Raw genomic sequence first — 22,786 nt, 5'->3', positions numbered from 1 at the left:
ATCACCTGTGTCGACGAGTCGTGGTGGACGCGGGATTCGTTGCACGGCAACGCGACGAGCTGACCGACGCACTAGGTTAGGCGCGTGCCGTGATCACCTGTTGGTAGTAGCCGCTGTCGGCGGGGTCGTGCCAGGTCAGCGCGTCGAGACCCGCCCGGGCGGCCAGTTCGGACAGTTCGGCCCGGGTCAGGGCCCAGGAGGTGGTGCGGCGGCATTCGGTGCGCCATCGGTCGGCGTCGCCGTGGAGCTGGAAGTGCTCGACGTCGTAGTGCGCGCCGTCGTCGTGCCAGTGCCACAGCTGGAAGGTGATCGAGCGGCGGCCGTCGCGGTCGGAGACCTGGGGCGGGCTGAAGCGCGGGTGGTCGGCGCGGTCGGGGTCGTAGTCGCGGCGGGTGAGGACGAGCAGGCCGCCGGGGGCCAGGACGCGGCGCATCTGGCCGAGCGCCGTCACCACGTCGTCGGGCGTCAGCAGGTGGGCCAGGGAGTTGTCGGCGCACAGCACGACGTCGAATGTGGACGCCGCGAAGGGGAGGGCGCGCATGTCGGCGGCTGCGGCGGGCAGGGTGAGCGAGCGGGCGGCGGCCTCGCGGCGGGCGCGGGCGACGGCCAGCGGGCTGATGTCGGTGCCGGTGACGCGGTGGCCCAGGGCGGCCAGGCCGATGGCCTGGGTGCCGATGCCGCACGAGCAGTCCAAAATGGTGGACCCGGGCGCGGCGATCAGGCGGTCCAGCACCGACGCCTGGTACCGCATGGACGCGTCCCAGTCGGGGAAGATGCGGTCGTAGTCGTCGGCCAACCGGTCATAGAACTCGCGCGCGCTCGACATGACACCAGTGTGGATCACGCGGGCGCGGGGCGCCCGGGGTTTAGAGGTCCGCCAATGCCTTCGGGTCGAAGTCGCCGATGGCGGACAGGAAGTCGGCGCCGGGCTCGGCCTCGAGGGCGAGGCGCTCGTCGTCGCGCCAGGCCGCGTCGACGGACAGCCGCCAGGAATGCAGCAGCGTCCTTTGTGTGGAGTGCTTGTCGAACAGCGGGTCGCCGACGACGGCGAAACCGATCCAGGCCAGGTGGACGCGGATCTGGTGGCGGCGGCCGGTCACCGGGCGCACCGCCAGGAGCGCGCGGGCCCCGTCCGTCCACACCGTTTCGAACTCGGTGAGCGAGGGGTAGGTCTTGACGTGGGTGAACACCTGCGACGCGGGGACGCCCCAGCGGTCGCCGGTGGCGGCGATCGCCTCGCGGGGCGCCGCCACCCGCACCCGGTTCTTGCGTCCGGTGCTCAACGGCAGCTCGATGGCGCCGCGCTCGGGGACGTCGCCGGTCACCACCGCGAGGTAGCGCTTGTCGACGGTGCGCTTGTTGAACTGGCGGGTGAGCCCGCCGTGGGCGGCGAGGTCCTTGGCGAACAGGACGAGACCGGAGGTGGCCTTGTCGATGCGGTGCACCGGATACAGCGTCTCCCCGGCCTCGGCGGCCATCCGCACCAGGTCGGTGTCGTGCCGCTCACCGGTGACGGACACCCCGGCGGGCTTGTTCAGCGCCAGGATCGCCGCGTCCTCGGCGAGCACTCGCTCGGCCCGCAGACTCGCCCACTCGATCACCGGGTCATGGTACTGGCGGCGCCTCGAACTGGATCTCCGGCGCGGGTTCGCCGCCCTGCACCGGGGTGGGGATCGGCGGGGCGTCGTACGGGTAGTCGGCGGGCGTGGCGGGCACCGCGTCGGCGCGGGCGGCGGTGATGTGCGGCAGCTGGCGCCAGCGCGCGATGGTGCGCAGCTGGCCGGCGGTGTGCTGCACCACCGGGTCGGCGTTGAAGCGCATCGCCTCGGCGATCGCCATGGTCTCGCGCGGGTCCCGCATCGCCCGGCTGGCCACGTCGCACAGCTCCACCGGAATCGCGAAGTCGTCGGCCTCGCGGTAGAACACCAGCACCGGGTGGAAGGGGACGAAGTAGCTCTGCGGCAGCCGCCTGCCGGCCCCGGCCAGGGGACCGCGCCCGATCTGGGCCTCCCGCCGCTCCACCGCGATCCGCTTGCCCTGGGCGAGCTCGGCGGTCATGCTGTCGGTGCGCCGCCCGCCGATGAGCTCGACCCGCACCCGGGCCCGCGAGAGGTCGAAGACGTTGGGGCGGCTGCGAATCAGGCCCACGACCGTCAACTGTGTACCGTTGAGGACGAGCTGCTCGTTGGCCTGGCGCGACTGGGTGAAGCCCACCATCCACGGCACCCCCGCGAACAGCGGCAGCCCGCAGACGTAGCCCAGGACGACGTACCAGATCACGTCCCACGTCGTGCGGTTGCCGGACTCGTCGTTGGTCAGGGCCATGTACGGCATGATGAACAGGACGAAGACCGCGATGATCGCCCCGGCGATCTTGAACCCGCGCCCCGAACGGTTGAGGCGCCCCACGGTCGTCCCGACGCGAGCGGGCATCACCCATCCCTGGGGTGGCTGTTGCGACATGGGTGGCCTCTCTCACGTTTCGGGAAGTCGGGCCATCTTACTGTCCTAAATAAAGTCGCACCACGCCCGCGACGCCACTACATTCGCCCCATGGAGCTGCTTTCGGTCAATGTCGGTGTTCCGCGACAGAATCCGTGGAAGCGCGACCCCCAGCTCACCGGCATCGACAAGCGTCCGGCGGACGGGCCGATCGCGGTGACCGCGCCCGGCCCCAAGGGCACCGGCGCCGTGGGGCTGGCGGGCGATCGGGTGTACGACGTCAAGCACCACGGCGGTGACGATCAGGCGGTGTACGCGTACGCGCGCGAGGACCTCGACTACTGGGAGACGAGGCTGGGCCGTGCCCTGCCGTGCGGGGTGTTCGGGGAGAACCTCACCACCCGCGGGCTGGACGTCAACGGCGCGCTGATCGGCGAGCGCTGGCGCATCGGGTCCACAGTGGTGTTGGAGGTGTCGTGCCCGCGAATCCCCTGTGGAACGTTTCGGGGCTGGATCGCCGAGAGGGGCTGGCTGAAGACCTTCACCGCCGAGCGCCGCGCGGGCGCGTACCTGCGGGTGGTGGAGCCCGGCGACATCTCCGCCGGGGACCGGGTCGAGGTGATCTCGCGGCCCGACCATGACGTGAGCGTCGCGCTGACGTTTCGGGCGATACACGACCACGCGCTGCTGCCGCGCCTGTCGGCGGCCGATGCCCTGCCCAGCGAGCTACGGGAGCTCGCGCGCGAGCATCGGGCCTGAGCCGCCGAGCTGGGCGATCGCGTCGATCTCCAGGCGGCACTTCGGGTTCACCAGGGCGCTGACCTCCACAAGGGATGCCGCGGGGCGCGGTCGCGGCAGCACCTCGCGCAGGACGGCGCGCACCGCCTCGAGGTCGCCGATGTCGCGCAGGAAGTAGGTCACCTTGACCACGGCGCCGAAGTCGAGGCCGTGGGCGTCCAGGTGGGTGGCGATGTTGGCCAGGACGAGCCGGGTCTGGGCGTCGATGTCGTCGGGGACTCGGCCGTCGGCGTCGATCGGCAGCTGGCCGGAGACGAACAGCAGGTTCGCGGTGGCGGAGCGGGTCGGGCTGAAGACGGGCGAATCGTCGGTCACGCGCGGATTCTCGCACGCGGCGGTGGCGTCGGCCACCAGGGCTTGACTTCAACCGTGGTTGAAGTTGGAGACTCGCGACAGACCTCAGCGATGGGAGTACGCATGCGAGCCATTCGGCTTCACCAGTTCGGACCCGCCGACAATCTGCGCTACGAGACCGTGGACGACCCGCGACCCGGCCCCGGGCAGCTGCGCGTCAAGGTCGCCGCGGCCGGGGTGCACCTGATCGACACCGTGTTGCGGGCCGGGGCGTACGACGGCGCGGTGATGAAGCCGCCCGAGCTGCCGACGATCCCCGGGCGCGAGGTGGCCGGGGTGGTGGAGTCGGTGGGCGCCGGGGTCGCGACCGGCTGGCTGGGCACCCGGGTCGTCACCCACCTGGGAATGGCGCCCGGCGGGTACGCCGAGCTGGCGGTGCGCGACGCCGAGGCGGTGCACGTGGTGCCCGAGGGGGTGGGGTTCGAGCGGGCCGTGGCGATGATCGGCACCGGCCGCACCACCATGGGCGTGCTGGAGATGGCCGCGTTGACCGCCGACGACGTGGTGGCGGTGACCGGGGCGTCCGGCGGTATCGGGACGCTGATCGTCCAGTACGCCAAGGCCCTGGGCTGCACCGTGATCGGCGCGGCGGGCGGGCCCGACAAGGTGGCGGCGGCGCGCGCCAACGGCGCCGACATCGCCGTCGACTACACGAAGGCACTGTGGACGGACGAGCTGTGGCGGGCGCTGGACGGCAGGCGGATCACCGTGGGCCTGTTGGGCGGGCGGGGCGGCGCGGTCGCCCAGGGGGTGTACGACCTGCTGGCCGAGGGCGGGCGGCTGGTGGTGTACGGCGGCGGCTTCGACGCGGGGAGCGAGCCGTCGGCCGCCGAACTGGCCGAGCACCGGGTGTCCATCGACAGCCCCCTGGGGCCGTTCATGCTGAACCGCCCCGGCGGGGTCCGCAGCCTGGAGGAAAAATCGCTCGACGCCCTGGCCCGGGGGCGGCTCCGCCCCGCGACGACCAGCTTCCCCCTGGCCGAGGCCGCCGCTGCGCACCGGGCCCTGGAGGCGCACCGCACCGTCGGCAAGGTGGTGCTGATCCCCTAGTAGCGCACCGTGATGGAGCGCGCGGGACCGTCCACCGTCACCTGTCCGCCGTACGGCACCGTCACCATCGGATCGGTGTGTCCGAAGTCGACATCGAGGACGATCGCGGTGTCGGGGGCGTACTCCCCCATGGCGCGCAGCACGGCCTCGCGTTGCGCGGTGACGTGGGCGGCGCGCTGCCGGTCGTCGTTGGGGTGTTCGAAGTTCCACGCCTTGGGGCGCCCCATCAGCAGGGCGCCGCAGCGTCCCAGGATGCCGCGCTCGCCGACGCAGCGCAGGGTCCGGTACACCTCCTCGGCGGGCGGGAGTTCCTCGCTGGTCTCGAAGAACAGAACCGCGCCGTCGAGTTCGTCCAGAGTGGGGACGCAACGATCGGACGCCAGCAGCCAGGCCACGATCTCCAGGCAGCCGCCCCAGGAGCGGCCCGTCACCACCGACGACGGGTGGTGCCACCGCCAGCCGTGGGCGTCCATCATGGGCGGTTCGGTCTCGAGGTTGGCGGGGTCGTTCCAGTCGCGGTCGATGTCGGTGAAGCCGTCGGGCGCGGCGAGTCGGTAGTCCCCCGAGGTGAACAGCGCCGCGCGGGCGGAGTCGACGGTCAACGGGTGCATGGCGCCGCCGCGCCCGAAGTCCGTCATGATCGCCGGGCCGTGATAGCCGACGATGCCCAATGAGGACAGGAAGGCCAGCACGTTCGTGTTGTCGCTGTACCCCATGAACGGCTTCGGGTTGGCGCGCAGCAGCTCCGCGTCCAGGTGCTTGAGGACGGTGATCTGGTCGTCGCCGCCGATGCTGGCGATCACCGCGGCGATCGAGTCGTCCGAGAAGGCCGCGTGCAGGTCGGCGGCCCGCTCGGCCGGGGTGGAGCCCATCTTGCGGGTGGTGGGGTACTCCACCGGCTCCAGCTCGAACTCCTCGCGCAGCCGCCTCAATCCCCGCTCGTAGGGCAGCGGGAGGATCCCCGGCAGGCCGGAGCCGGGCGAGACCACCGCGACGCGGTCGCCGGGGCGCGGCTTCGGCGGGTAGATCAGCGACATGCGCCGACCATATCGGCGGGTCGTGGAATGCGCGCGCGATTTCCCATCGGGTCGGTCCCAACCGGCATAATGCAGTTACATCGATCGATAGGAGCCCTCGCCATGGACGGCAACTATGACGTGATCGTGGTCGGCGGAGGGCACAACGGCCTGGTGGCCGCCGCCTACCTGGGCAAGGCCGGGTTGAAGGTGTGCGTCTGCGAGGCGCGCGAGGTGGTGGGCGGCGCGGCCGTCAGCGAGCACCCCTTCGGGCCGTCGTACACCGTCACCAGTCTGTCCTATGTGGTGAGCCTGATGTCGCCGCAGCTGGTCGCCGACCTCGACCTCAAGAAGCATGGCTACCACGTCTACCCGCAGGGGCCGTACTTCGCGCCCCGCGCCGACGGCGGCTATCTCGCGCTGGCCGACGACCCGGGCGAGCGGCACGACAACATCGCGAAGTTCTCCGCCCGCGACGCCGACGCCTACGAGGAGTGGGACGGGTGGATGAACCACCTGGGCGGGCTGCTGGCGCCGCTTCTGGAACGCATCCCGCCCAAGCTCGGCTCGAAGCGGCCCGCCGAGCTGGCCCGCGCGGCGGGCCTGGCGCGCCAGCTGCGGGGCGTGGGGGTGCGCGACGCCGTGGACATCACGCGCATGATGACCGACAGCATCGCCGACCTGGTGGAGGACCGCTTCGAGTCCGACGCGATGCGCGGGCTGTTGTCGGTGTCGGGCTGCATCGGCACCTGGGCGGGCCCGCGCTCGGCGGGCACGGCGTACGTGATGCTTCACCACCACGTCGGCGACATCGGCGACGGCGTGACGGGCTCGTGGGGCTTCCCGCGCGGCGGCATGGGCGGGGTGACGCGGGCGCTGTCGCGGGCGGCGCGCGAAAACGGCGCGGCGATCCGCACGGCCGCACCGGTATCGCGCATCAACGTCTCCCATGGACGCGCCACGGGGATCACCCTGGACAACGGCGACGAGCTGCACGCGCCGATCGTCGTGACCACGGCGCACCCGAAGATCTCGTTTCTGAAGCTGATCGATCGCGACGAGCTGCCCGAGGACTTCGTCGCCGACATCCAGCGCTTCAAGACCCGCAGCGGCACGGTGAAGATCAACCTGGCGGTCGACAAGCTGCCGACCTTCGCCTCGCATCCCGAGTTCGACCCGTGGGTCCACGGTGGAACGATCGTGCTGGCGGAGTCGCTGGACCACATCGAGGACGCCTACCAGCAGGCGGTGTCGGGCAAGGCCGCCCAGATGCCGTTCGCCGACGTGTGCATCCCCAGTGTCTTCGACGATTCCCTTGCCCCCGAAGGACATCACGTGGTGTCGATGTTCACCCAGTGGGTGCCGCACACCTGGTCGTCGGACCCGGACCAGGAGGAGCTGGACGACTACGCCAACCGCGCGGTGGCGCGCATGGAGGCGGTGGCTCCCGGCTTCACCGACTCCATCATCGACTTCCAGGTGATCGGTCCACACCAGATGGAGAACGAGTACGGCCTGGTGGGCGGCAACATCTTCCACGGCGAACTGACGCCCGGGCAGCTGTTCCACGCCCGCCCCGCCGCGGGGTACGCCGACCTGCGCACCCCGATCCGCGGGCTCTATCAGGCGGGTTCGTCCACCCACGGCGGCGGCGGGGTCACCGGCGTCCCGGGACGCAACGTGGTGCGCCAGATCCTGTCCGACCGGCGGCGGTTCTGGCGGCGAGCCTGATGTCGATGTCTCGCGCCGCATGAGCGATGTTGGGCGTTCCGCCGTGGTCGATGCGGCTGGCGGATACCGCGGCGCGATGGTTTCATTGGCCGTTCGCCGCCCTGACGGAAGGACCCGCCGTGACCATCAGTCTGCCCCGCCAGCTCGCCCTCACCCATCGTTTCAGCCTGGGTCGTCCGCGCGACTTCACCATCGCTCCGGGCGGGCAGCGCATCGTGTTCCTGCGCTCGCGGGGCGGGCGGGACCCGGTGAACTGCCTGTGGGTTCACGACGGCGGCGAACGGCTGCTGGTGGACCCGGGCGATCTGGAGGGCGCCGACGAGGAGCTGTCGGAGCCCGAGCGGGTGCGGCGGGAGCGCACGCGCGAGACCGCCGCGGGCATCACCGCTTACTCCACCGACGGCGCCGTATCCCGCGCGGTGTTCGCGCTGTCGGGGCGGCTGTGGCTGGCGGACCTCCACAGTGGTCAGGCCGCGGAGCTGCCCGTCGCGGCCCCCGCGGAGCAGCCGCGCATCGACGCCAGCGGCGAGACGGTGGCGTACGTGAGCCGGGGCGCGCTGCGGGTGATCGGCGCCGACGGCAGCGGCGATCGGGCGCTGGCGGAGCCCGAGGGCGCCGAGGTCACCTACGGCCTGCCCGAGCACGTCGCGGGCGAGTCGATGTCGCGGTACGAGGGGTACTGGTGGGCGCCCGACGGCGCGGCGCTGCTGGTGTCGCGTGTGGACAACACCCCGGTGAGGCGTTGGCACATATCCGATCCCGCGAACCCCGAGTCGAAGCCGCGCGAGGTGGCGTACCCGATGGCGGGCACCGCGAACGCGATCGTGACCCTGGAGATCATCGGGGTGGACGGCCGGCGCGTCCCCGTGACGTGGGACCGCGAGGCATTCGAATACCTCACCGGGGCGGTCTGGGGCGGCTCCGGTCTGGTGATCGCGGTGCAGTCCCGCGACCAGCGCACGCTTCGGGTGCTGGACGTCGACGCCGCCACCGGCGCCACCGCGACGCGATGCGAGAACACCGACGAGCACTGGACCGCGATCGTTCCCGGGCTGCCCGCGCTCACCGCCTCGGGCGCTCTCGTGTGGACGGTGGACGCCGACGACACCCGCAGGCTGGTGGTGGACGGGGAGGCCGTGACGCCGCCGGGCCTTCAGCTGCGTCGGGTGTGGGGCGTGGACGGCGAGTCCGTGACGTTCACCGCCTCGACCGAGCCCACCGAGATCGGGCTGTGGTCGTACGCGCCCGGCGAGGGCCCGCGGCGGTTGTCCGGCCAGCCGCTGGTGCTGTCGGCCCAACGCGTCGACGGCACGACCGTCGTCACGTCCATATCGGACGAATCGCACATCCAGCGGGTCGCGATCCACTGCGAGGGGCAACCCGAGATCCCCCTCGCCTCGCACGCCGAGGCCCCCGTGGTCCGGCCCCGCGTCACCCTGCGGCGCGGCGGAGAGCGCGACCTGCGCACCGCCGTGCTGTTCCCCACGGGGCACCGGCCCGGCAGCCGCCGCCTGCCCGTGCTGATGGACCCGTACGGCGGGCCCGCCGGGCAGAAGGTGCTGGCCGCGGGAGCGGGCTACCTTCCCGCGCAGTGGTTCGCCGACCAGGGCTTCGCCGTGGTGATAGTGGACGGTCGCGGCACACCCGGGCGCGGCCCCGCCTGGGAGCGCGCCATCCACGGCATGAACAAGTCCCTGTCCCTGCCCGACCAGGTGGACGGGCTGCACGCGGTCGCCGAGCGCTACCCCGACGACATCGATCTGGGCCGCGTCGGCATTCGCGGCTGGTCCTACGGCGGCACCCTGGCGGCGATGGCGGTGCTGCGCGAGCCCGAGGTGTTCCACGTCGCGGTCGCGGGGGCGCCCGTGACCGACATGGCCATGTACGACACCCATTGGATGGAGCGGTTTCTCGGCCACCCCGACGACCAGCCCGAGGCGTACCGGCGCGCGGGCCTCATCGACGACGCGCCGCGGCTGCGGCGCCCGCTGCTGCTGGTGCACGGCCTGGCCGACGACAACGTGGTCGTCGCGCACACCCTGCGGCTGTCGGCGGCGCTGACGGCGGCGGGTCGCGCGCACTCGGTGCTGCCGCTGTCGGGAATCACCCATATGGCGGGATCGCGGGCCGACGTGGCGGAGAATCTCATGCTGTTGGAGCTGGGGTTCGTGAAGAACGCGCTGCACATGACCGATTGATCTTGCGGTCCAGGGCGGCCATAATTCCCTATCGCCCGAATTCACGGAGGAGTCGATGGATTTCAACCGCCACTGCATCGAGATCGTCCATCAGACCGAGCTGCTCACCCACGACGTGTCGGGGGCCGACCTGCGCGCGCCCGTCCCCTCCTGTCCCGACTGGACACTGGGGATGCTGTTGCGGCACATCGGGTTCGGGCACCGTTGGGCCGAGGAGACGGTGCGCACCCGCTCCGTCGAGATGCTGCCCGACGACAAGCTGCGCAAGCTGGACGGCGACGACTCGACCCCGCCGCCGCTGGACTGGCTCATGCGGGGCGCGCGCCGCTACGCCGACACCCTGCTGGAGGCGGGCCCCGGCTCCCCCGCGTGGGGTCCCTTCGACGACAAGACCGCCGCCTTCCTGGCCCGCCGCTTCGCCAACGAGACGCTGATGCATCGGGCCGACGCGACCCTGGCGGCGGGCACGCCGTTCGTCGCGTCCGCCGAGGCCGCGGTCGAGGGCATCGACGAATGGATGGACCTGGACGTCGTGCCGCTGCACTTCGCGATCAACCCGGCCAGGCGCGAGCTGCTGGGCCCGGGGCGCACCATCGCCTTCGACGCCACCGACACCGACGCGTCCTGGTTCCTCGATCTCACGGGCGATCTCATCACGTGGCGGCGCGGCCCCGGCGACGCGGCGGTGCGCCTGCGGGGACCCGTGACCGACCTGCTGCTGCGCATCTACCAGCGCAGGTCGATCGAGGAGTCGGCCATCGAGGTCACGGGCGACACCGCGCTGCTGGAGCTGTGGACCCGCCACGTCACCTTCGGCTGAGCGTATGCGCGCGATGTGCGGGGCGTGTGCGCGCGGCCGGATACCTTGCGGTGACTCATTTCCGGTCGTGAAAGCAGACACATGCGCATTCCTCGCACCGCCCTCGTCGTCACCCTGACCCTCGCGCTCGGCACCGCCTCGGCGGTGGCCTGGGCCGCCTCGGGCGACAACACCGCCGACCAGACCGCCACCACACCGATCACCAAGGAGCTTCCGTCCAGCGCCTCGGCGAAGCCGTTGCTGCGGCTGGACGACGTGGCGATGAAGGCCGGCCGGCCGCGGCTGATCGCCGGGAAGTTCACCGCGACGATGCGGTTCATCGACCCCGCACACGACGGCGACCGACGCGACATGTTGATGTCCACCTGGATCACCTGCTCCACCAGGACCCCGTCGCCGGACGCGGCCTACCCGGGGCGCTCGGCGCTGAGTTCCCGCAACCACGAGGGATCGGGAAGGCGCGCCGTCAGCTCGGTGTGGCTGTTCACGCCGCCGGCGGACGGCACCTACACGTGTATACAGTGGGCGATCGGCAAGTACACCGTGGGTCCGAAGCGGAGCCTGTTGCCGGTGACGGGATCGTCCGACACGTATCTGAGGGTGGCGGGTAAAACCGAGACCGGCGGCGCCGAGTGGTACCAGGGCTCCGACGCCGTCGTGCGCAAGGACGACCCGAAGACCGCCAAGCGCGAGGACACGGCCACCATCCTGTCGCACACCTGGACGGCGTCGAAGTCCGCCACCCGGATCAACGTGTTCCACGGCAGCCAGGCCACCGCGGGCGTCGAGGGCATCGCGGGCATGGACCCGTTGGTGCTCAAGACAACGCTGAGGATCACCCAGTTGAACGCCAGGCACCAGGCGTGCGCGTCGGCGGTCACCGCCGTCGACAAGGTGTCGATCTATCAGGGCAGCACGCATCATCTGAAGGTCAGCCGCTGGCTTCAGGCACCCGTGCGCACCGGCAACGGCTGCACCCGCGAGTTCGCGATCGGCGTCGTGGCCGCGTACACGCTGACGCATTCGGGCGCCACCCCGAACAAGGCGGGGACGCTGCACGGCGCCATCAGGGATCCGTTGCGGCCCTACAGCACCGCGATCGCGTTGAACGTCTGAGGCCGCGTCTCAGAGGCGCGCCGGGCGGGGGGCCGGCTCGGCGAGATCCACCAGGGTGTCGGCGAGCCGGCGAACGGCGCCGGGCACCAGCGAATAGCAGATGGTGTTGCCGTCCCGGCGGCTGGAGACCAGCCCGGCCTCGCGCAGCGTGCGCAGGTGGGCCGACACGGTGGGTTGCGAGACCGCGAAGTAGTCGGTGAAGTCGCAGGCGCAGATGTCCGGCTCGGCGGCCAGCCGCCGCAGGATGTCCAGCCTGACCGGGTGCGCGAGCGCCTTGAGGACCTTGATCTCGTCAGTCACGAGATTCATAGTATCTCCTCTATATAGCACTTGCACTATATAGAATAAAGACTATATTGAGGTCCATGAACGAAATTCTGGACGAGGCGTACGAACGACTGCACCGATTCGGGCCCGAGCGCCCGGACGGGTGGCTCACCAACCACGGCCCGATGGCGGTGGAATCCCTTGCGCGGCATGGCCGCTCCGACGCGATCCACCACTGGCTCGACGTGTACGAGCCGCTGCTGGACGACCAGCCGCGCGGGCTCAACCCGATCGATCGCGACAACTGGCGCGAGGCGCTCGGCGACCACCGCCGGGTGGGCGACTGGCCACAGTGGTTCCGCCGGGAGCTCGCCGAGGCGGACTGGACCGAGGTGCTGGCCGCCTGGTGGCCGCGCCTGATGCCCGGCATCGCCGCAGGGGCCACCCACGGCGTGATCCGGGTGGGCCATGCCGTGCGCGCCCTGCGCGAGGAGGGCGCCGCCCCCGGGCGCCTCGAGGAGCTGGCGCAGGCACTGTCCTATTGGGCCGCCCGCTGGCAGACCGTTCCGCACCTCGCCGCGCCGAGCGGCGCGGGCGGGGCCGCGGCCGTTCTCGAAGACGCGCCGGTGATCCCGCGGCAGGAGGGCGGCATCGGCGATCGGCTCGGGCAGCTGGCCGACCTGCCGGGCTGGACCACCACGCTGTCGGCGCTGCGCCCGGCGGCCGATGCGGAGCAGGCCCGCCTGCGGCTCACCGAGATCGTCACCGCCGCCACCCGCCGCTACCTCACCCACGGACACGGCAACGGGATCATGCTGGTGCACTCGGCCACGGCCCCCAACGCGGTGCTGCGGGTGCTGCCGTCCCTGCCGCGCGAGCAGTGGATCGACAGCCTCACGGCGGCCTGGGCCGCCACCGCCGCCGTCACCGCGGCGTACGCCCCCACCGAACCCACGCCATCCCCGGCGCCCGAGGAGACCACGGCTGCCGACGTGTTCGCGGCGGCCGCGGAGCACGCGGACGCGCACGTCATCAAGTTCGCCGACACCGCGCTGGACGTCTACGAGTGGACCGGCGACGGCACCGCCCTGTCGGCGGCCGCGCGCGCCCGCGGCCTCATCGCACCGGGCGTCTTAGCGGCGCCAGGCGGGCATCACGTCGAACATCCGCGCGGTCTTGTCCGCGTCGCGCTCCACCAGGTCGCCGTGCCCGGGGTCGACAAGCGCCTCGTCGATCCGCTTGCACACCTCGTCGTCCAGCGACAGTTCGAGGGCGGCGACGTTGTCGCGGATCTGGTCGGGGCGGGACGCGCCCATCACCGCCGAGGCCACATTGGGCCGACCCAGCACCCAGGCCAGCGCGAGGCGGGCGAGGTTGGTGCCGAGCTCCTCGGCGATGGGACGCAACCGCTGCACGGCGGACAGCACCGCCTCCGACATGTAGCGCCCGACGAAGTCGGCGCCGCGTTCCGAGCCCGCGCGGGTGTCGGTCGGGGCGGGCCGTCCGGGCGGGTACTTGCCCGTCAGGACGCCCTGCGCCAGCGGGGAGAACACGATCTGGCTCAGCCCGAGCTCCTCGCACGCGGGCACCACCTGGGGTTCGATGATGCGCCACAGCATCGAGTACTGGGGTTGGTTGGACACCAGGGGAATCCGCAGCTCGGTGGCCAGCGCGGCGGCGACGCGAATCCGCGGCGCCGTCCACTCGGAGACGCCGATGTAGCCGACGTGTCCCTGGTGGACCAGGTCGGCGAACGCGACCATGGTCTCCTCCAACGGGGTGTCGGCGTCGAAGCGGTGCGCCTGGTACAGGTCGATGTGGTCGGTGCCGAGGCGGCGCAGCGAGGCGTGGCAGCTTTCGGTGATGTGCTTGCGCGACAGGCCGCGGTCGTTGGGGCCGTCGCCGACGGGCAGGCACACCTTGGTGCCGATCACCACGGACTCGCGGCGCACCCCCGCCAGCGCCTCGCCGAGAACCCTTTCGCCGGCGCCGAAGTCGGGCCTGCCGTAGATGTCGGCGGTGTCGAAGCTGTTGACGCCGGCGTCCAGGGCCGCGGCCACGCATTCCTTGGCCGCCTTCGGGTCGCCGCCGGGAAGCCAGTTGCCGTAGGTGATCGCGCTGATCTTGAGGCCGCTGCGGCCGAGGTTGCGGTATTCCATTGCTGCCGCCTTCGTCGGGGTGCCGAGCCAGCCGTCGGCATCGTAATGAGTGAAAGACAGCCAATACCTTACACACGGCGCGGCGGTGCCATCCACCGTCGTCGCCGACCCGCCCACGGCACGGTCCGCCACCCCGCCGCCGGGGACAACCGCCGCACGACGTCATCAACCCGCCAGGCGGCGACGGGAGGGAGTCGGGCTCGCCCGCGCCTTCGGCTAGGCGACGCGGGAACGCGCCGCGCGCAAGCGTTCCAGCGTGATGTCGCGGCCCAGCAGCTCCATCGATTCGTACAGCGGCGGCGACACCGTCTTGCCCGTGGCGGCGACCCGCAGCGGAGCGAAGGCCTTGCGCGGCTTGATCTCCAGCTCGTCCACCAGCTTGGCCTTCAGGGCCGCCTCGATGGCGTCGGTCGACCAGTCGTCCAGCTTCGACAGCGCCTCCACCGAGGCGTCCAGCACCGCGCCCGCGTCGCCCTTCAGCGTCTTGGCGGCGCTGGCCTCGTCCAGCTCGAAGTCCTCCCCCGCGTACAGGAACCGCAGCATCTCCGCGCCCTGCACCAGGGTGCCCGTGCGCTCCTGCACCAACGGGGCGGCGGTGTTGAGGACCCGCAGCTGGTCGTCGGTGGGCTTTTCGGGAAGCAGCCCGCGGTCCTGAAGGAACGGCAGCAGGCGGGCGACCAGGTCCTGTGTGGACAGCTGGCGAATGTGCGTGGCGTTGATCGCGTCGAGCTTCTTCTCGTCGAAGTGCGCGGGATTGGAGTTGACGTCGGCCAGGTCGAAGGCCGCCACCATCTCCTGTGGACTGAACACGTCGCGGTCGGCGGCGATCGACCAGCCCAGCGTGCCGACGTAGTTCACGATCGCCTCGGGCAGGTATCCCTTGTCCCGGTACGCCAACAGGTCCGAGCGCGGGTCGCGCTTGGACATCTTCTTCTTGCGCTCGTCCACCACCAGCGGGGCGTGAGCGAACTCGGGAATCCATTCGGCCACACCGATGTCCATCAGCGCGCGGTACATCGCGACCTGCCGCGGCGTGGACGACAACAGGTCCTCGCCGCGCACCACGTGGGTCACGCGCATCATCGCGTCGTCGACGGGATTGGTCAGCGTGTACAGCGGCGAGCCGTCGGCGCGGGCGATCACGAAGTCGGGGACCGTGCCGGGCTGGTAGGTGACCTCGCCGCGCACCGCGTCGTGGAAGGTGATCGGCTCGGCGGGCATCCGCAGCCGCAGCACGGGTTCGCGCCCCTCGGCGCGGTGGGCCGCCTTCCGCTCGTCGGTGAGGTCGCGGTCGAAGTTGTCGTAACCGAGCTTCGGGTCGCGCCCCGCCGTGCGGTGCCGCTGCTCCACCTCGGCGGGCGTGGAGAACGCCTCGTAGACGTGGCCGCCCTCAACGAGCCTGCGCATCACGTCGGCGTAGATGTCCAGGCGCTGGCTCTGGCGGTACGGCCCGTACGGCCCCCCGATGTCGGGCCCCTCGTCCCAGTCGAAACCCAACCAGCCCAACGCATCCACCAGCTGGACGTACGACTCCTCGGAGTCGCGGGCGGCGTCGGTGTCCTCGATGCGGAAGACGAACGTGCCGCCGGTGTGCCGCGCGTACGCCCAGCTGAACAGGCAGGTCCGGGCGAGGCCGACGTGCGGAACCCCGGTCGGGGACGGGCAGAAGCGCGTGCGTACCTCAGTCAAGGTTGACCACCGTGTTCGTCAGGGTGCCGATGTGTTCAATGGAGACCGACACCGTGTCCCCCGCCACCATAGGTTCGATGCCCTCGGGGGTTCCAGTCAATATCACGTCGCCGGGCAGCAACGTCATGATGTGGGACACATAGGACACCACGGCCAGCGGCGAGAAGATCATGTCCTTGGTGCGCCCCAGCTGCCGCACCGATGCGTTGACCTCGCAACGCACCTCGATGTCGGCGACGTCCACCTCGGTCTCGATCCAGGGCCCCAGGGGACAGAACGAGTCGAAGCCCTTGGCCCGGGTCCACTGGTTGTCGGACTTCTGGAGATCGCGCGCGGTGACGTCGTTGGCGCAGGTGTAGCCGAAGATCGCCGCGGCGGCCTCGTCCGGGTCGGTGACCCGGCGGGCGCCCGGCGTACCGATCACGATGGCCAGCTCGGCCTCGTGGTCCACGCGCTGCGACTGCGGGGGAATCCGGATCGCGTCGCCCGGACCGATCACGGAGGTGGACGGCTTGAGGAACAGCAGCGGCTCGGTGGGCACCGCCGCGTCCTGTTCGGCGGCGTGCGCGGCGTAGTTGCGTCCGACGCACACCACCTTGCTGGGCAGCATCGGCGCCATCAGGCGAACGTCCTCAAGCGACCAGCTCTGGCCGGTCGTGGCGATCTCGCCGAAGGGGTGTCCGTCGATCTCGGACACGGTCGCGCCGGGTCCGTCGCCTTCCACCACACCAAAGGACATGCCGCGGGGATGGGCTATTCGTGCGATGCGCATACTCGGCCTCCCGTCGAGGATCGGATACGCACGAAAGACTAACTTGCGGCTCACACGATGAAGAACAGGACCGCGATGAAGACGGTGGACGCGAGCCCGCCGATCACCACGCCGAGCCCGAACGAGCGGGCGTCGTCCTTCAACATGCACCCGAAACCCAACGACAGCGCCGCCGGCGTGGCGATGACGCAGCCGATCAGGGTGGCGGTGACCCGCAGCGCCAGGCTGAATCCGAATACCAGCACGAATCCGAGGATGAAGGCCAGCACGAACTGGCCGATCAGGCCCACCACCAGGCCCGCCACCAGTCTCTGGCGCGCGAAGACCTGCTTGGACGGCATTGCCGAGGCGCGCACCCGCGCTGAACCGTAACCACTCATCCGGTCAACGATATCCGGCCGCGATCCCGATCACGAAGTCGAACCGCCCAGACGGTAGGCCAGGGCCTCCGACAGGGCGTGCCAGCTGGCCTCGACCACGTTGTCGTGCACGCCGACGGTGGTCCATTCCCGGGCGCCGTCGGTGGTGTCGACCAGGACGCGGGTGACGGCGTCGGTGCCGCGGTTGCCCGCCAGGATCCGGACCTTGTAGTCGGCAAGGGACACGGCCTTCAGCTGCGGGTAGTGGGTGATGAGGGCCTCGCGCAGGGCGCTGTCGAGGGCGTTGACGGGGCCGTTGCCCTCGGCGGTGGCGATGACGCGTTCGCCGCCGACGCGCACCTTGACGGTGGCCTCGCTGGCGACCGTGGCGTCGGCGCGGTGTTCGACGATCACGCGGTAGCTGTCCAGGCGGAAGTGGCGCTTGACGCCCGCGGCCAGCTCATCGCGGACCAGCAGCTCGAAGGAGGCGTCGGCGGCCTCGAAGCTCCAGCCGCGGGCCTCGAGATCCTTGACGCGCTTGGTGACCCGGCCCAGGGCCTCCGGGCGGGAGCCCAGGTCGAGGCCGAGCTCGCGGGCCTTGAGCTCGATGCTGGCGCGCCCGGCCATCTCGGTGACCAGGATGCGCATGTCATTGCCCACAAGGGAGGGATCGATGTGGTTGTAGAGGGCGGGGTCGACCTTGATGGCGCTGGCGTGCAGCCCGGCCTTGTGGGCGAAGGCGGCGTTGCCGACGTACGCCTGGTGGGTGTCGGGCGCCAGGTTGGCGATCTCGGCGATGGCGTGGGCGACGCGGGTGATGTGGGCGAGGCCGTCGCCGGGCAGCACGTCCATGCCGAGCTTGCAGGCGAGGTTGGCGACGACGGCGAACAGGTCGGCGTTGCCCGGGCGTTCGCCGTAGCCGTTGGCGGTGCCCTGGACGTGCATCACGCCCGCCTGCACGGCGGTGATGGTGTTGGCCACGGCGCAGGCGGTGTCGTCCTGGCAGTGGATGCCCAGCCGGGGCTCGCCGCCGAGGCGGCGGCGCAGGTCGGTGACGGTCTCGGTGATGTCGGACGGGAGCATGCCGCCGTTGGTGTCGCACAGCACCACGACGTCGGCCCCGGCGTCGAAGCCTTGGCGCACCACGGAGGTGGCGTAGTCGGGGTCGGCGCGGAAGCCGTCGAAGAAGTGCTCGCAGTCGAGGAAGACCCGCCGTCCACAGTTGACTCCGTAGGCGACGGTGTCGGCCACCATGGCGAGGTTCTCCTCGGGTGTGGTGCGCAGCGCCCGCCTCACGTGCCGCACGTCGGACTTGGCGACGAGGCACCAGGCGGGCGCGCGCGAGTCGAGCAGGGCCGCGACCTGGGGGTCGGCGGCCACGTCCACCCCGGCCTTGCGGGTGGCGCCGAAGGCCACCAGGGTGGCGTTCTTCAGCCGCAGTTCGTCGGCGGCGCGGGCGAAGAACTCGGTGTCGGAGGGCAGCGCGCCGGGCCAGCCGCCCTCGATGAAGTCCACCCCCAGCTCGTCCAGGAGCGCGGCCACGGCGAGCTTGTCGGCCACCGAGTAGCTGATCCCCTCGCGCTGCGCGCCGTCGCGCAGGGTGGTGTCGAAAACGTGGAATTCGTCGAATTGTGGAGTGGTCACGTGGGCTCCTCGCGAAATGGTTCGGCAACGAAAAAGACCCCCCGTGCTGGGCACGGAAGGTCTGGCGCGTCGGTGGTGGCGGCTATGTCGCCGCTCGTACCGCGCGCCCGCGGCTAATAATCAGCCGGAACGTCATGGCGCGAAGTATGCCAGCCGCGTCCGCTTAGTGACCATTAACTCCCGGATTGTGGAACTTTCCGTACGCCTTCTGGGTGTCGGCTAGGCGAATGTCGCGTGAAAAACCGCATGAGAGGATCAAGCCGCTGTGCGAGGCGCGCGTGCGCTTCGACCGAGCGCGAACCCGCCGCCTGCGAATGCATAGGAACGATCATGCGCGACGACGATCTAGTGGTCCTGGGAGGCTCGGCCTCCCCCATCTTGACCAAAGCCATCTGCGAGATTCTCGACATCCCCGTCGGCGAGGGCGAGGTGTTGCAGTTTTCGGACGGGAACCTGTTCGTCAAGGTCGGCCAGAACGTCCGGGGACGGCACGTCTACCTGGTGCAGTCGACGGTGTTCCCCGCCAACGACCACTTCATGGAGCTGTTGTTTTGGATCGACGCCCTGAAGCGGGCGTCGGCGGCGTCGGTGACGGTGCTGATTCCGTACTTCAGCTATGCCAAGGGAGACAAGAAGGACGAGCCCCGGGTGTCGATCCGCGCGCGGGTCTGCGCGCAGTCCATCGAGGCCGCCGGTGCCGACCGGGTGGTGACGCTCGATCTGCACGCGCCCCAGATCCAGGGCTTCTTCGGGTTGCCCGTGGACGACCTGTACGGGATGCCGGTGCTCACCGACGCCATCGCCGCCGAGAAGCTCGACGACCTGGTGATCGTGTCGCCCGACGCGGGCTTCGCCAAGAAGGCCAAGATGTACGCCAAGCGGCTGGGCGCGCCGCTGGCCATCGCCGACAAGGAGCGCGTCGACCACACCGAAAACGCCCGCGTCGCCGATCTGATCGGCGAGGTGGACGGGCGCAACGCGGTCATCGTGGACGACTTCACCATCACGGCGGGGACCCTGGCCGAGGTGGCCGACACGCTGATCGACAAGGGCGCCCGCTCGGTGCGGGCGGCGGTGACGCACGGCGTGTTCACCGACAAGGCGATGCAGCGCCTGGAGGCCTCGGCGATCGAGACGCTGTGGTGCACCGACACCGTGGAGAACCGCCCGGTGGAGCTGTCGCCGCGGGTGTCGGTGGTGTCGGTGGCGCCGTTGTTCTCCGAGGCGATTCGGCGCATTCACGAACGCGAGAGCCTCAGCGTCCTGTTCACCTAGCCGACGAACGGCGCGACCAGGGCGAGGACCTCGGCCAGTCGCGTCTTCACCGCGTCACGGTGTCCGATGTGGACCGCGTCGCCCCGATAGTCGGGGCGCACTCCCCGATCGACCGCGATGTACAGCAAACGCAGGGTGCGCATCGTGTTGGTGGCGTACGGCGGCACGGGGCCGGGGACGCCTGCGGCGAAGTCCTCGGCGATCGCGTCCAGCCATGCCGTGGCGTCGGCCGCCGACAGCTCGGTGCGGGTCAGGGTATGCGCGAGGGCGAACGCGAGCCGATCGTCCTCCTGGTCCCGCCACACGTGCGGGGTGGGCGCCAGCATGCGGCGGGCGGCCAGCTCCAGCAGCGGGGCGGGATCGACGGCCGGGTGGGCGCCGAACTCGTCCAGCAGGTCGGCGCCGTGGGCCACGGCGTGCAGCCAGCCCAGGTCGCCGTCGTGGCCGCGCAGGTCGGTCTCGGTGACGTACCAGGTCGTGAACGCCTCCAGCCACTGTGGATCGAACTCGCCGGTCGACACGATGACCGCCAGGATCAGCGGCGCGAAGGTGCGGGTCTGGATCTCGGGGTCGTCGAAGCGCGTCGCCATCTCGTCCCCCAGGCGCCGCATGGCGGCGGCGTCGAGCACGCCCCGCGAGATCCACCGCGACAGCACCGAATAGGCGTGCTGGTCGCGGCGCACGGGATCGGGCGAACGCAGGTCGCGCGACAGCTCGGCGACCAGCTCGGTCAGCGGGGTGCCGTCGGGGACGGCGGCGTCGGCGTCGATGACGCCCTGCCAGTCGGTCATCGTTGGAGCGTAGCCCGCGGTGCGCGGGCGGGCCCAGCGATTATCCGGCGATCACACCCGCGCGGGCTCGGCGCGGCGGACGCGGATGGCGACGGTGAGCGCGACCGACCAGGCGGCGAGCAGGACGGCGAAGGTCGCGACGTAGATCGCGATCGGCGCGCCGAGGGCGTCCAGGACGGTACGGGCGTTGATGAGGATGATGAGTCCGCCGACCGCGACGCCGAGCACCCACGTGGGGAGACGGCGGACCAGCCAGGCGGCGAAGGGGGCGGCGATCAGGCCGCCGAGCAGCAGGGCGAGGACGACGGGCCACACGACGCCCGAATCGGTCATGCCGAAAAGGAAGCCGGCGCTGGCGCCCGTGGAGACCATGAACTTGGCGACGCTGGCCGAGCCGACCACCTTGCGGGGCTCGAGGCGGCCCGACACCAGCATCGCGGAGGTGGCGATGGGTCCCCAGCCGCCGCCGCCCGTGGCGTCCACGGTGCCGGCGATCAGGCCGAGCGGGGCGAGGAAGCGGGTGCGCAGCGGGGGGCGGGGCGGCGGGTTGTCGTGGCGGTGGTTGACGAAGCGGACCACCAGCCAGGTGCCGATGACGATGAGGATGGCGCTGATCCAGGGCGCGGCCTGCTGGGCGGGCAGGGAGGACAGGACGGTGGCTCCGGCGAAGGCGCCGACGGCACCGGGGATCGCGACCCGCAGCACGACCCTCCAGTCCACATTGCCGTATCGCCAGTGGGCGACGCTCGAGGTGAGCATGGTGCCCATCTCGGCCAGGTGGACCGAGGCGGAGGCCGCGGCGGGGGCGACGCCGACGGTCAGCAGCAGGGACGTGGAGATGACGCCGTGGCCCATGCCGAGGGCGCCGCCGATCAGCTGGGCGACCAGGCCGACGATGCCGAAGAGGACGAAGGTGACCACGGGCCGCTCCCCTCATACCCTAGTTTGTTGAGTACTTTGGTCGGATTAATTAGGTTGGACGATACGCGCGCCGCGGGCGCCGTGGCAAGTGGGACGCGTCTCAGCGGCGCGGCTGGCCGATGCTGCTGGGGCGCATCGCTTCCCGCCGCCGACGCCGCGATCGTGGACGCACGCGCCGTCGCGGCGCCGCATGGCGTGCTGCCGCTGGCCCTCTCCTTCGCCACCGCGACCCTGTTCGAGGTGTTCCCGCACGAGCGGCGCCACGGCCTGGCGGCCCTGGCCGCGGCGGGCGCGGGATCGCTGATGTTCCCCCACGGCGACACCGGCAGGCTGGTACCCGCCGGTGCTGCGGCCGGAACTGCCCCTGTAGCCGCTGTTCAGGCGCGGCAGAGGATCTCGCCGTGCAGGATGGCGAACCAGCCGTCGGGCTCGGCGGCCCAGTCGCGCCAGGCCCGGGACAGGCGCCGCAGCGTCTCGACGTCGGCCAGGCCCGAGCGCACCGCGTCGGTGGCGATCGCGGAGTCGACGATGCGGTCGCTCCACATCGTCCCCCAGTGTTCGCGCTCGGCGACGGTGGCGTGGCACCAGGTGGAGGTGCCGGGGGTCACGTCGGTGAGGCCCGCGGCGTGGGCCCAGGCGAGGAGGCGGCGACCGGCGTCGGGTTCGCCGCCGTTGGCGCGCGCCACCGCGCGGTACAGCTCCAGCCATTCGTCCAATGCGGACACCTCGGGATACCAGGTCATGGCGGCGTAGTCGGCGTCGCGGGCGGCGACGATCCCGCCGGGGCGGCACACCCTGCGCATCTCGCGCAGCGCCGCCACGGGGTCGGACACGTGCTGCAGCACCTGATGCGCGTGCACGACGTCCACACTGTCGTCGGGGAGGTCGAGAGCGTGCACGTCGCCGGTGGTGAAGGTGATGGTGGTGGCGCCGACCTCGGCGGCGTGTCGGCGGGCCTTGGCCAGCACGGTCTCGGAGGCGTCCAGGGCGATCACCCGGCCGGGAGCGACGCGGGCGGCCAGGTCGGCGGTGATGGTGCCGGGTCCGCAGCCGACGTCCAGAATGGTCATTCCGGGTTCGAGGTGGGACAGCAGGTACGCCGCGGAGTTCTCGGCGGTGCGCCAGGTGTGGGAGCGCAGCACCGAGGGGTGGTAGCCGTGGGTGTAGGTCGCGGACATGATGCCTCCTGCCGGTTCGGTCACGGCGAAGGCTAACCGATCGTCCCGACATACAAGACAGTCGTCTCACTAAATGAACACTTGGCGGCGCGATCATGAGTCGTCATACTGCTGGTATGGACGAGCCGCGCGGGATCGACGACGTGGATTGCCTGCGCCTCGGTCAGGACGTCGGCGGCCCGATCACCGACTGCGTCGGGTTCAGG

At 71.0% G+C, this 22,786-nt stretch carries 21 protein-coding genes and 1 pseudogene; 8 read left to right on the top strand and 14 right to left on the bottom strand.

What is annotated here, in order from left to right; all coding sequences use genetic code 11:
- Positions 1 to 76: 76 nt before the first annotated feature.
- From VE172_RS22020 to VE172_RS22010, 3 genes are read right to left on the bottom strand one after another with little or no spacing between them, the layout of a single operon-like run.
- Positions 77 to 826: a class I SAM-dependent methyltransferase gene (locus VE172_RS22020; RefSeq protein WP_324804154.1), complete on the bottom strand. Its 750-nt coding sequence runs from the start codon at positions 824 to 826 to the stop codon at positions 77 to 79.
- 40 nt (positions 827 to 866) lie between these two features.
- Entirely contained in the window at positions 867 to 1,601 is a 735-nt protein-coding gene (locus VE172_RS22015; protein ID WP_324804153.1) for an RluA family pseudouridine synthase, read from the bottom strand.
- A gap of 4 nt (positions 1,602 to 1,605) precedes the next feature.
- Complete coding sequence (locus tag VE172_RS22010) at positions 1,606 to 2,433, bottom strand: hypothetical protein (RefSeq protein ID WP_324804152.1); 828 nt, start codon at positions 2,431 to 2,433, stop codon at positions 1,606 to 1,608.
- Positions 2,434 to 2,553: 120 nt separating this feature from the next.
- Between VE172_RS22010 and VE172_RS22005 the strand changes: the two genes are divergently transcribed.
- Positions 2,554 to 3,201 carry an MOSC domain-containing protein gene (locus tag VE172_RS22005; RefSeq protein ID WP_324804151.1) on the top strand — a complete coding sequence of 216 codons (648 nt, stop codon included), beginning with the start codon at positions 2,554 to 2,556 and terminating at the stop codon, positions 3,199 to 3,201.
- Here VE172_RS22005 and VE172_RS22000 read toward each other — a convergent pair.
- The gene (locus VE172_RS22000; protein ID WP_324804150.1) at positions 3,169 to 3,555 is read right to left on the bottom strand and encodes a RidA family protein; all 387 of its coding nucleotides are present in this window, start codon (positions 3,553 to 3,555) and stop codon (positions 3,169 to 3,171) included. The genes VE172_RS22005 and VE172_RS22000 overlap by 33 nt on opposite strands.
- A 102-nt stretch (positions 3,556 to 3,657) precedes the next feature.
- Here VE172_RS22000 and VE172_RS21995 point away from each other — a divergent pair, with 102 nt between their 5' ends.
- Positions 3,658 to 4,644: a zinc-binding dehydrogenase gene (locus tag VE172_RS21995; RefSeq protein ID WP_324804149.1), complete on the top strand. Its 987-nt coding sequence runs from the start codon at positions 3,658 to 3,660 to the stop codon at positions 4,642 to 4,644.
- On the opposite strand, the gene VE172_RS21990 is transcribed toward VE172_RS21995, so the two are convergent.
- Positions 4,641 to 5,681: a S66 family peptidase gene (locus VE172_RS21990; RefSeq protein WP_324804148.1), complete on the bottom strand. Its 1,041-nt coding sequence runs from the start codon at positions 5,679 to 5,681 to the stop codon at positions 4,641 to 4,643. The genes VE172_RS21995 and VE172_RS21990 overlap by 4 nt on opposite strands.
- Before the next feature lie 102 nt (positions 5,682 to 5,783).
- Between VE172_RS21990 and VE172_RS21985 the strand changes: the two genes are divergently transcribed.
- The 4 genes from VE172_RS21985 to VE172_RS21970 all read left to right on the top strand — a co-directional run bounded on the left by VE172_RS21985 (position 5,784) and on the right by VE172_RS21970 (position 11,525).
- Entirely contained in the window at positions 5,784 to 7,391 is a 1,608-nt protein-coding gene (locus VE172_RS21985; RefSeq protein ID WP_324804147.1) for a phytoene desaturase family protein, read from the top strand.
- Positions 7,392 to 7,510: 119 nt separating this feature from the next.
- Positions 7,511 to 9,589, top strand: a complete 2,079-nt coding sequence (locus tag VE172_RS21980; RefSeq protein ID WP_324804146.1) for a S9 family peptidase — start codon at positions 7,511 to 7,513, stop codon at positions 9,587 to 9,589.
- Positions 9,590 to 9,644: 55 nt separating this feature from the next.
- The gene (locus tag VE172_RS21975; RefSeq protein ID WP_324804145.1) at positions 9,645 to 10,409 is read left to right on the top strand and encodes a maleylpyruvate isomerase family mycothiol-dependent enzyme; all 765 of its coding nucleotides are present in this window, start codon (positions 9,645 to 9,647) and stop codon (positions 10,407 to 10,409) included.
- Between the two features lie 81 nt (positions 10,410 to 10,490).
- On the top strand, positions 10,491 to 11,525 hold the full coding sequence (locus tag VE172_RS21970) for a hypothetical protein (protein WP_324804144.1): 1,035 nt from the start codon (positions 10,491 to 10,493) through the stop codon (positions 11,523 to 11,525).
- A 9-nt stretch (positions 11,526 to 11,534) separates the two neighbouring features.
- Here VE172_RS21970 and VE172_RS21965 read toward each other — a convergent pair whose 3' ends face one another.
- Complete coding sequence (locus VE172_RS21965) at positions 11,535 to 11,834, bottom strand: ArsR/SmtB family transcription factor (protein WP_324804143.1); 300 nt, start codon at positions 11,832 to 11,834, stop codon at positions 11,535 to 11,537.
- A gap of 56 nt (positions 11,835 to 11,890) precedes the next feature.
- Between VE172_RS21965 and VE172_RS25570 the strand changes: the two are divergent.
- Positions 11,891 to 12,922: pseudogene (locus VE172_RS25570) on the top strand (questin oxidase family protein); the annotation flags it as partial.
- Positions 12,923 to 12,925: 3 nt separating this feature from the next.
- Here VE172_RS25570 and VE172_RS21950 read toward each other — a convergent pair.
- The 5 genes from VE172_RS21950 to cimA form a co-directional block, all read right to left on the bottom strand.
- On the bottom strand, positions 12,926 to 13,951 hold the full coding sequence (locus VE172_RS21950; protein ID WP_324804141.1) for an aldo/keto reductase family protein: 1,026 nt from the start codon (positions 13,949 to 13,951) through the stop codon (positions 12,926 to 12,928).
- A gap of 216 nt (positions 13,952 to 14,167) precedes the next feature.
- The gene (gltX, locus tag VE172_RS21945) at positions 14,168 to 15,640 is read right to left on the bottom strand and encodes a glutamate--tRNA ligase (protein WP_324804140.1); all 1,473 of its coding nucleotides are present in this window, start codon (positions 15,638 to 15,640) and stop codon (positions 14,168 to 14,170) included.
- Positions 15,633 to 16,412 (bottom strand): fumarylacetoacetate hydrolase family protein, encoded by a 780-nt coding sequence (locus tag VE172_RS21940; protein ID WP_324804139.1) that lies wholly within the window; start codon positions 16,410 to 16,412, stop codon positions 15,633 to 15,635. Before VE172_RS21940 ends, gltX begins: the two co-directional genes overlap by 8 nt.
- Before the next feature lie 50 nt (positions 16,413 to 16,462).
- Positions 16,463 to 16,792, bottom strand: coding sequence for a hypothetical protein (locus VE172_RS21935; protein WP_324804138.1), 330 nt, complete (start codon positions 16,790 to 16,792; stop codon positions 16,463 to 16,465).
- A gap of 30 nt (positions 16,793 to 16,822) precedes the next feature.
- Entirely contained in the window at positions 16,823 to 18,415 is a 1,593-nt protein-coding gene (cimA, locus tag VE172_RS21930) for a citramalate synthase (protein ID WP_324804137.1), read from the bottom strand.
- A gap of 330 nt (positions 18,416 to 18,745) precedes the next feature.
- Here cimA and VE172_RS21925 point away from each other — a divergent pair, with 330 nt between their 5' ends.
- Positions 18,746 to 19,690 carry a ribose-phosphate diphosphokinase gene (locus VE172_RS21925; RefSeq protein ID WP_324804136.1) on the top strand — a complete coding sequence of 315 codons (945 nt, stop codon included), beginning with the start codon at positions 18,746 to 18,748 and terminating at the stop codon, positions 19,688 to 19,690.
- Here the strand turns inward: VE172_RS21925 and VE172_RS21920 are convergent.
- From VE172_RS21920 to VE172_RS21910, 3 genes are all read right to left on the bottom strand, one after another.
- Positions 19,687 to 20,481, bottom strand: a complete 795-nt coding sequence (locus tag VE172_RS21920) for a DUF2785 domain-containing protein (protein ID WP_324804135.1) — start codon at positions 20,479 to 20,481, stop codon at positions 19,687 to 19,689. The two genes, VE172_RS21925 and VE172_RS21920, sit on opposite strands and share 4 nt — an antisense overlap.
- A 51-nt stretch (positions 20,482 to 20,532) precedes the next feature.
- Positions 20,533 to 21,402 (bottom strand): sulfite exporter TauE/SafE family protein, encoded by an 870-nt coding sequence (locus tag VE172_RS21915; RefSeq protein ID WP_324804134.1) that lies wholly within the window; start codon positions 21,400 to 21,402, stop codon positions 20,533 to 20,535.
- Between the two features lie 377 nt (positions 21,403 to 21,779).
- A complete protein-coding gene (locus VE172_RS21910; protein WP_324804133.1) occupies positions 21,780 to 22,580 on the bottom strand; it encodes a methyltransferase domain-containing protein in 801 nt (266 codons plus the stop codon).
- Positions 22,581 to 22,786: the final 206 nt, after the last annotated feature.

Source organism: Stackebrandtia sp. (genome assembly GCF_035643755.1).
Classification (GTDB): Bacteria; Actinomycetota; Actinomycetes; order Mycobacteriales; family Micromonosporaceae; genus Stackebrandtia.
The sequence above is the reverse complement of the archived record's forward strand: the minus strand, read 5'-3'. Positions and strand labels throughout refer to the sequence as shown.

Excerpts from the sequence above, each read along its gene's own strand:
- VE172_RS22020 (WP_324804154.1), bottom strand. The coding sequence starts at position 826 with ATGTCGAGCGCGCGCGAGTTCTATGACCGGTTGGCCGACGACTACGAC.
- VE172_RS22010 (WP_324804152.1), bottom strand. The coding sequence starts at position 2,433 with ATGCCCGCTCGCGTCGGGACGACCGTGGGGCGCCTCAACCGTTCGGGG.
- VE172_RS22005 (WP_324804151.1), top strand. The coding sequence starts at position 2,554 with ATGGAGCTGCTTTCGGTCAATGTCGGTGTTCCGCGACAGAATCCGTGG.
- VE172_RS21995 (WP_324804149.1), top strand. The coding sequence starts at position 3,658 with ATGCGAGCCATTCGGCTTCACCAGTTCGGACCCGCCGACAATCTGCGC.
- VE172_RS21990 (WP_324804148.1), bottom strand. The coding sequence starts at position 5,681 with ATGTCGCTGATCTACCCGCCGAAGCCGCGCCCCGGCGACCGCGTCGCG.
- VE172_RS21985 (WP_324804147.1), top strand. The coding sequence starts at position 5,784 with ATGGACGGCAACTATGACGTGATCGTGGTCGGCGGAGGGCACAACGGC.
- VE172_RS21975 (WP_324804145.1), top strand. The coding sequence starts at position 9,645 with ATGGATTTCAACCGCCACTGCATCGAGATCGTCCATCAGACCGAGCTG.
- VE172_RS21970 (WP_324804144.1), top strand. The coding sequence starts at position 10,491 with ATGCGCATTCCTCGCACCGCCCTCGTCGTCACCCTGACCCTCGCGCTC.
- VE172_RS21965 (WP_324804143.1), bottom strand. The coding sequence starts at position 11,834 with ATGAATCTCGTGACTGACGAGATCAAGGTCCTCAAGGCGCTCGCGCAC.
- VE172_RS21950 (WP_324804141.1), bottom strand. The coding sequence starts at position 13,951 with ATGGAATACCGCAACCTCGGCCGCAGCGGCCTCAAGATCAGCGCGATC.
- VE172_RS21940 (WP_324804139.1), bottom strand. The coding sequence starts at position 16,412 with ATGCGCATCGCACGAATAGCCCATCCCCGCGGCATGTCCTTTGGTGTG.
- VE172_RS21935 (WP_324804138.1), bottom strand. The coding sequence starts at position 16,792 with ATGAGTGGTTACGGTTCAGCGCGGGTGCGCGCCTCGGCAATGCCGTCC.
- VE172_RS21925 (WP_324804136.1), top strand. The coding sequence starts at position 18,746 with ATGCGCGACGACGATCTAGTGGTCCTGGGAGGCTCGGCCTCCCCCATC.
- VE172_RS21920 (WP_324804135.1), bottom strand. The coding sequence starts at position 20,481 with ATGACCGACTGGCAGGGCGTCATCGACGCCGACGCCGCCGTCCCCGAC.
- VE172_RS21910 (WP_324804133.1), bottom strand. The coding sequence starts at position 22,580 with ATGTCCGCGACCTACACCCACGGCTACCACCCCTCGGTGCTGCGCTCC.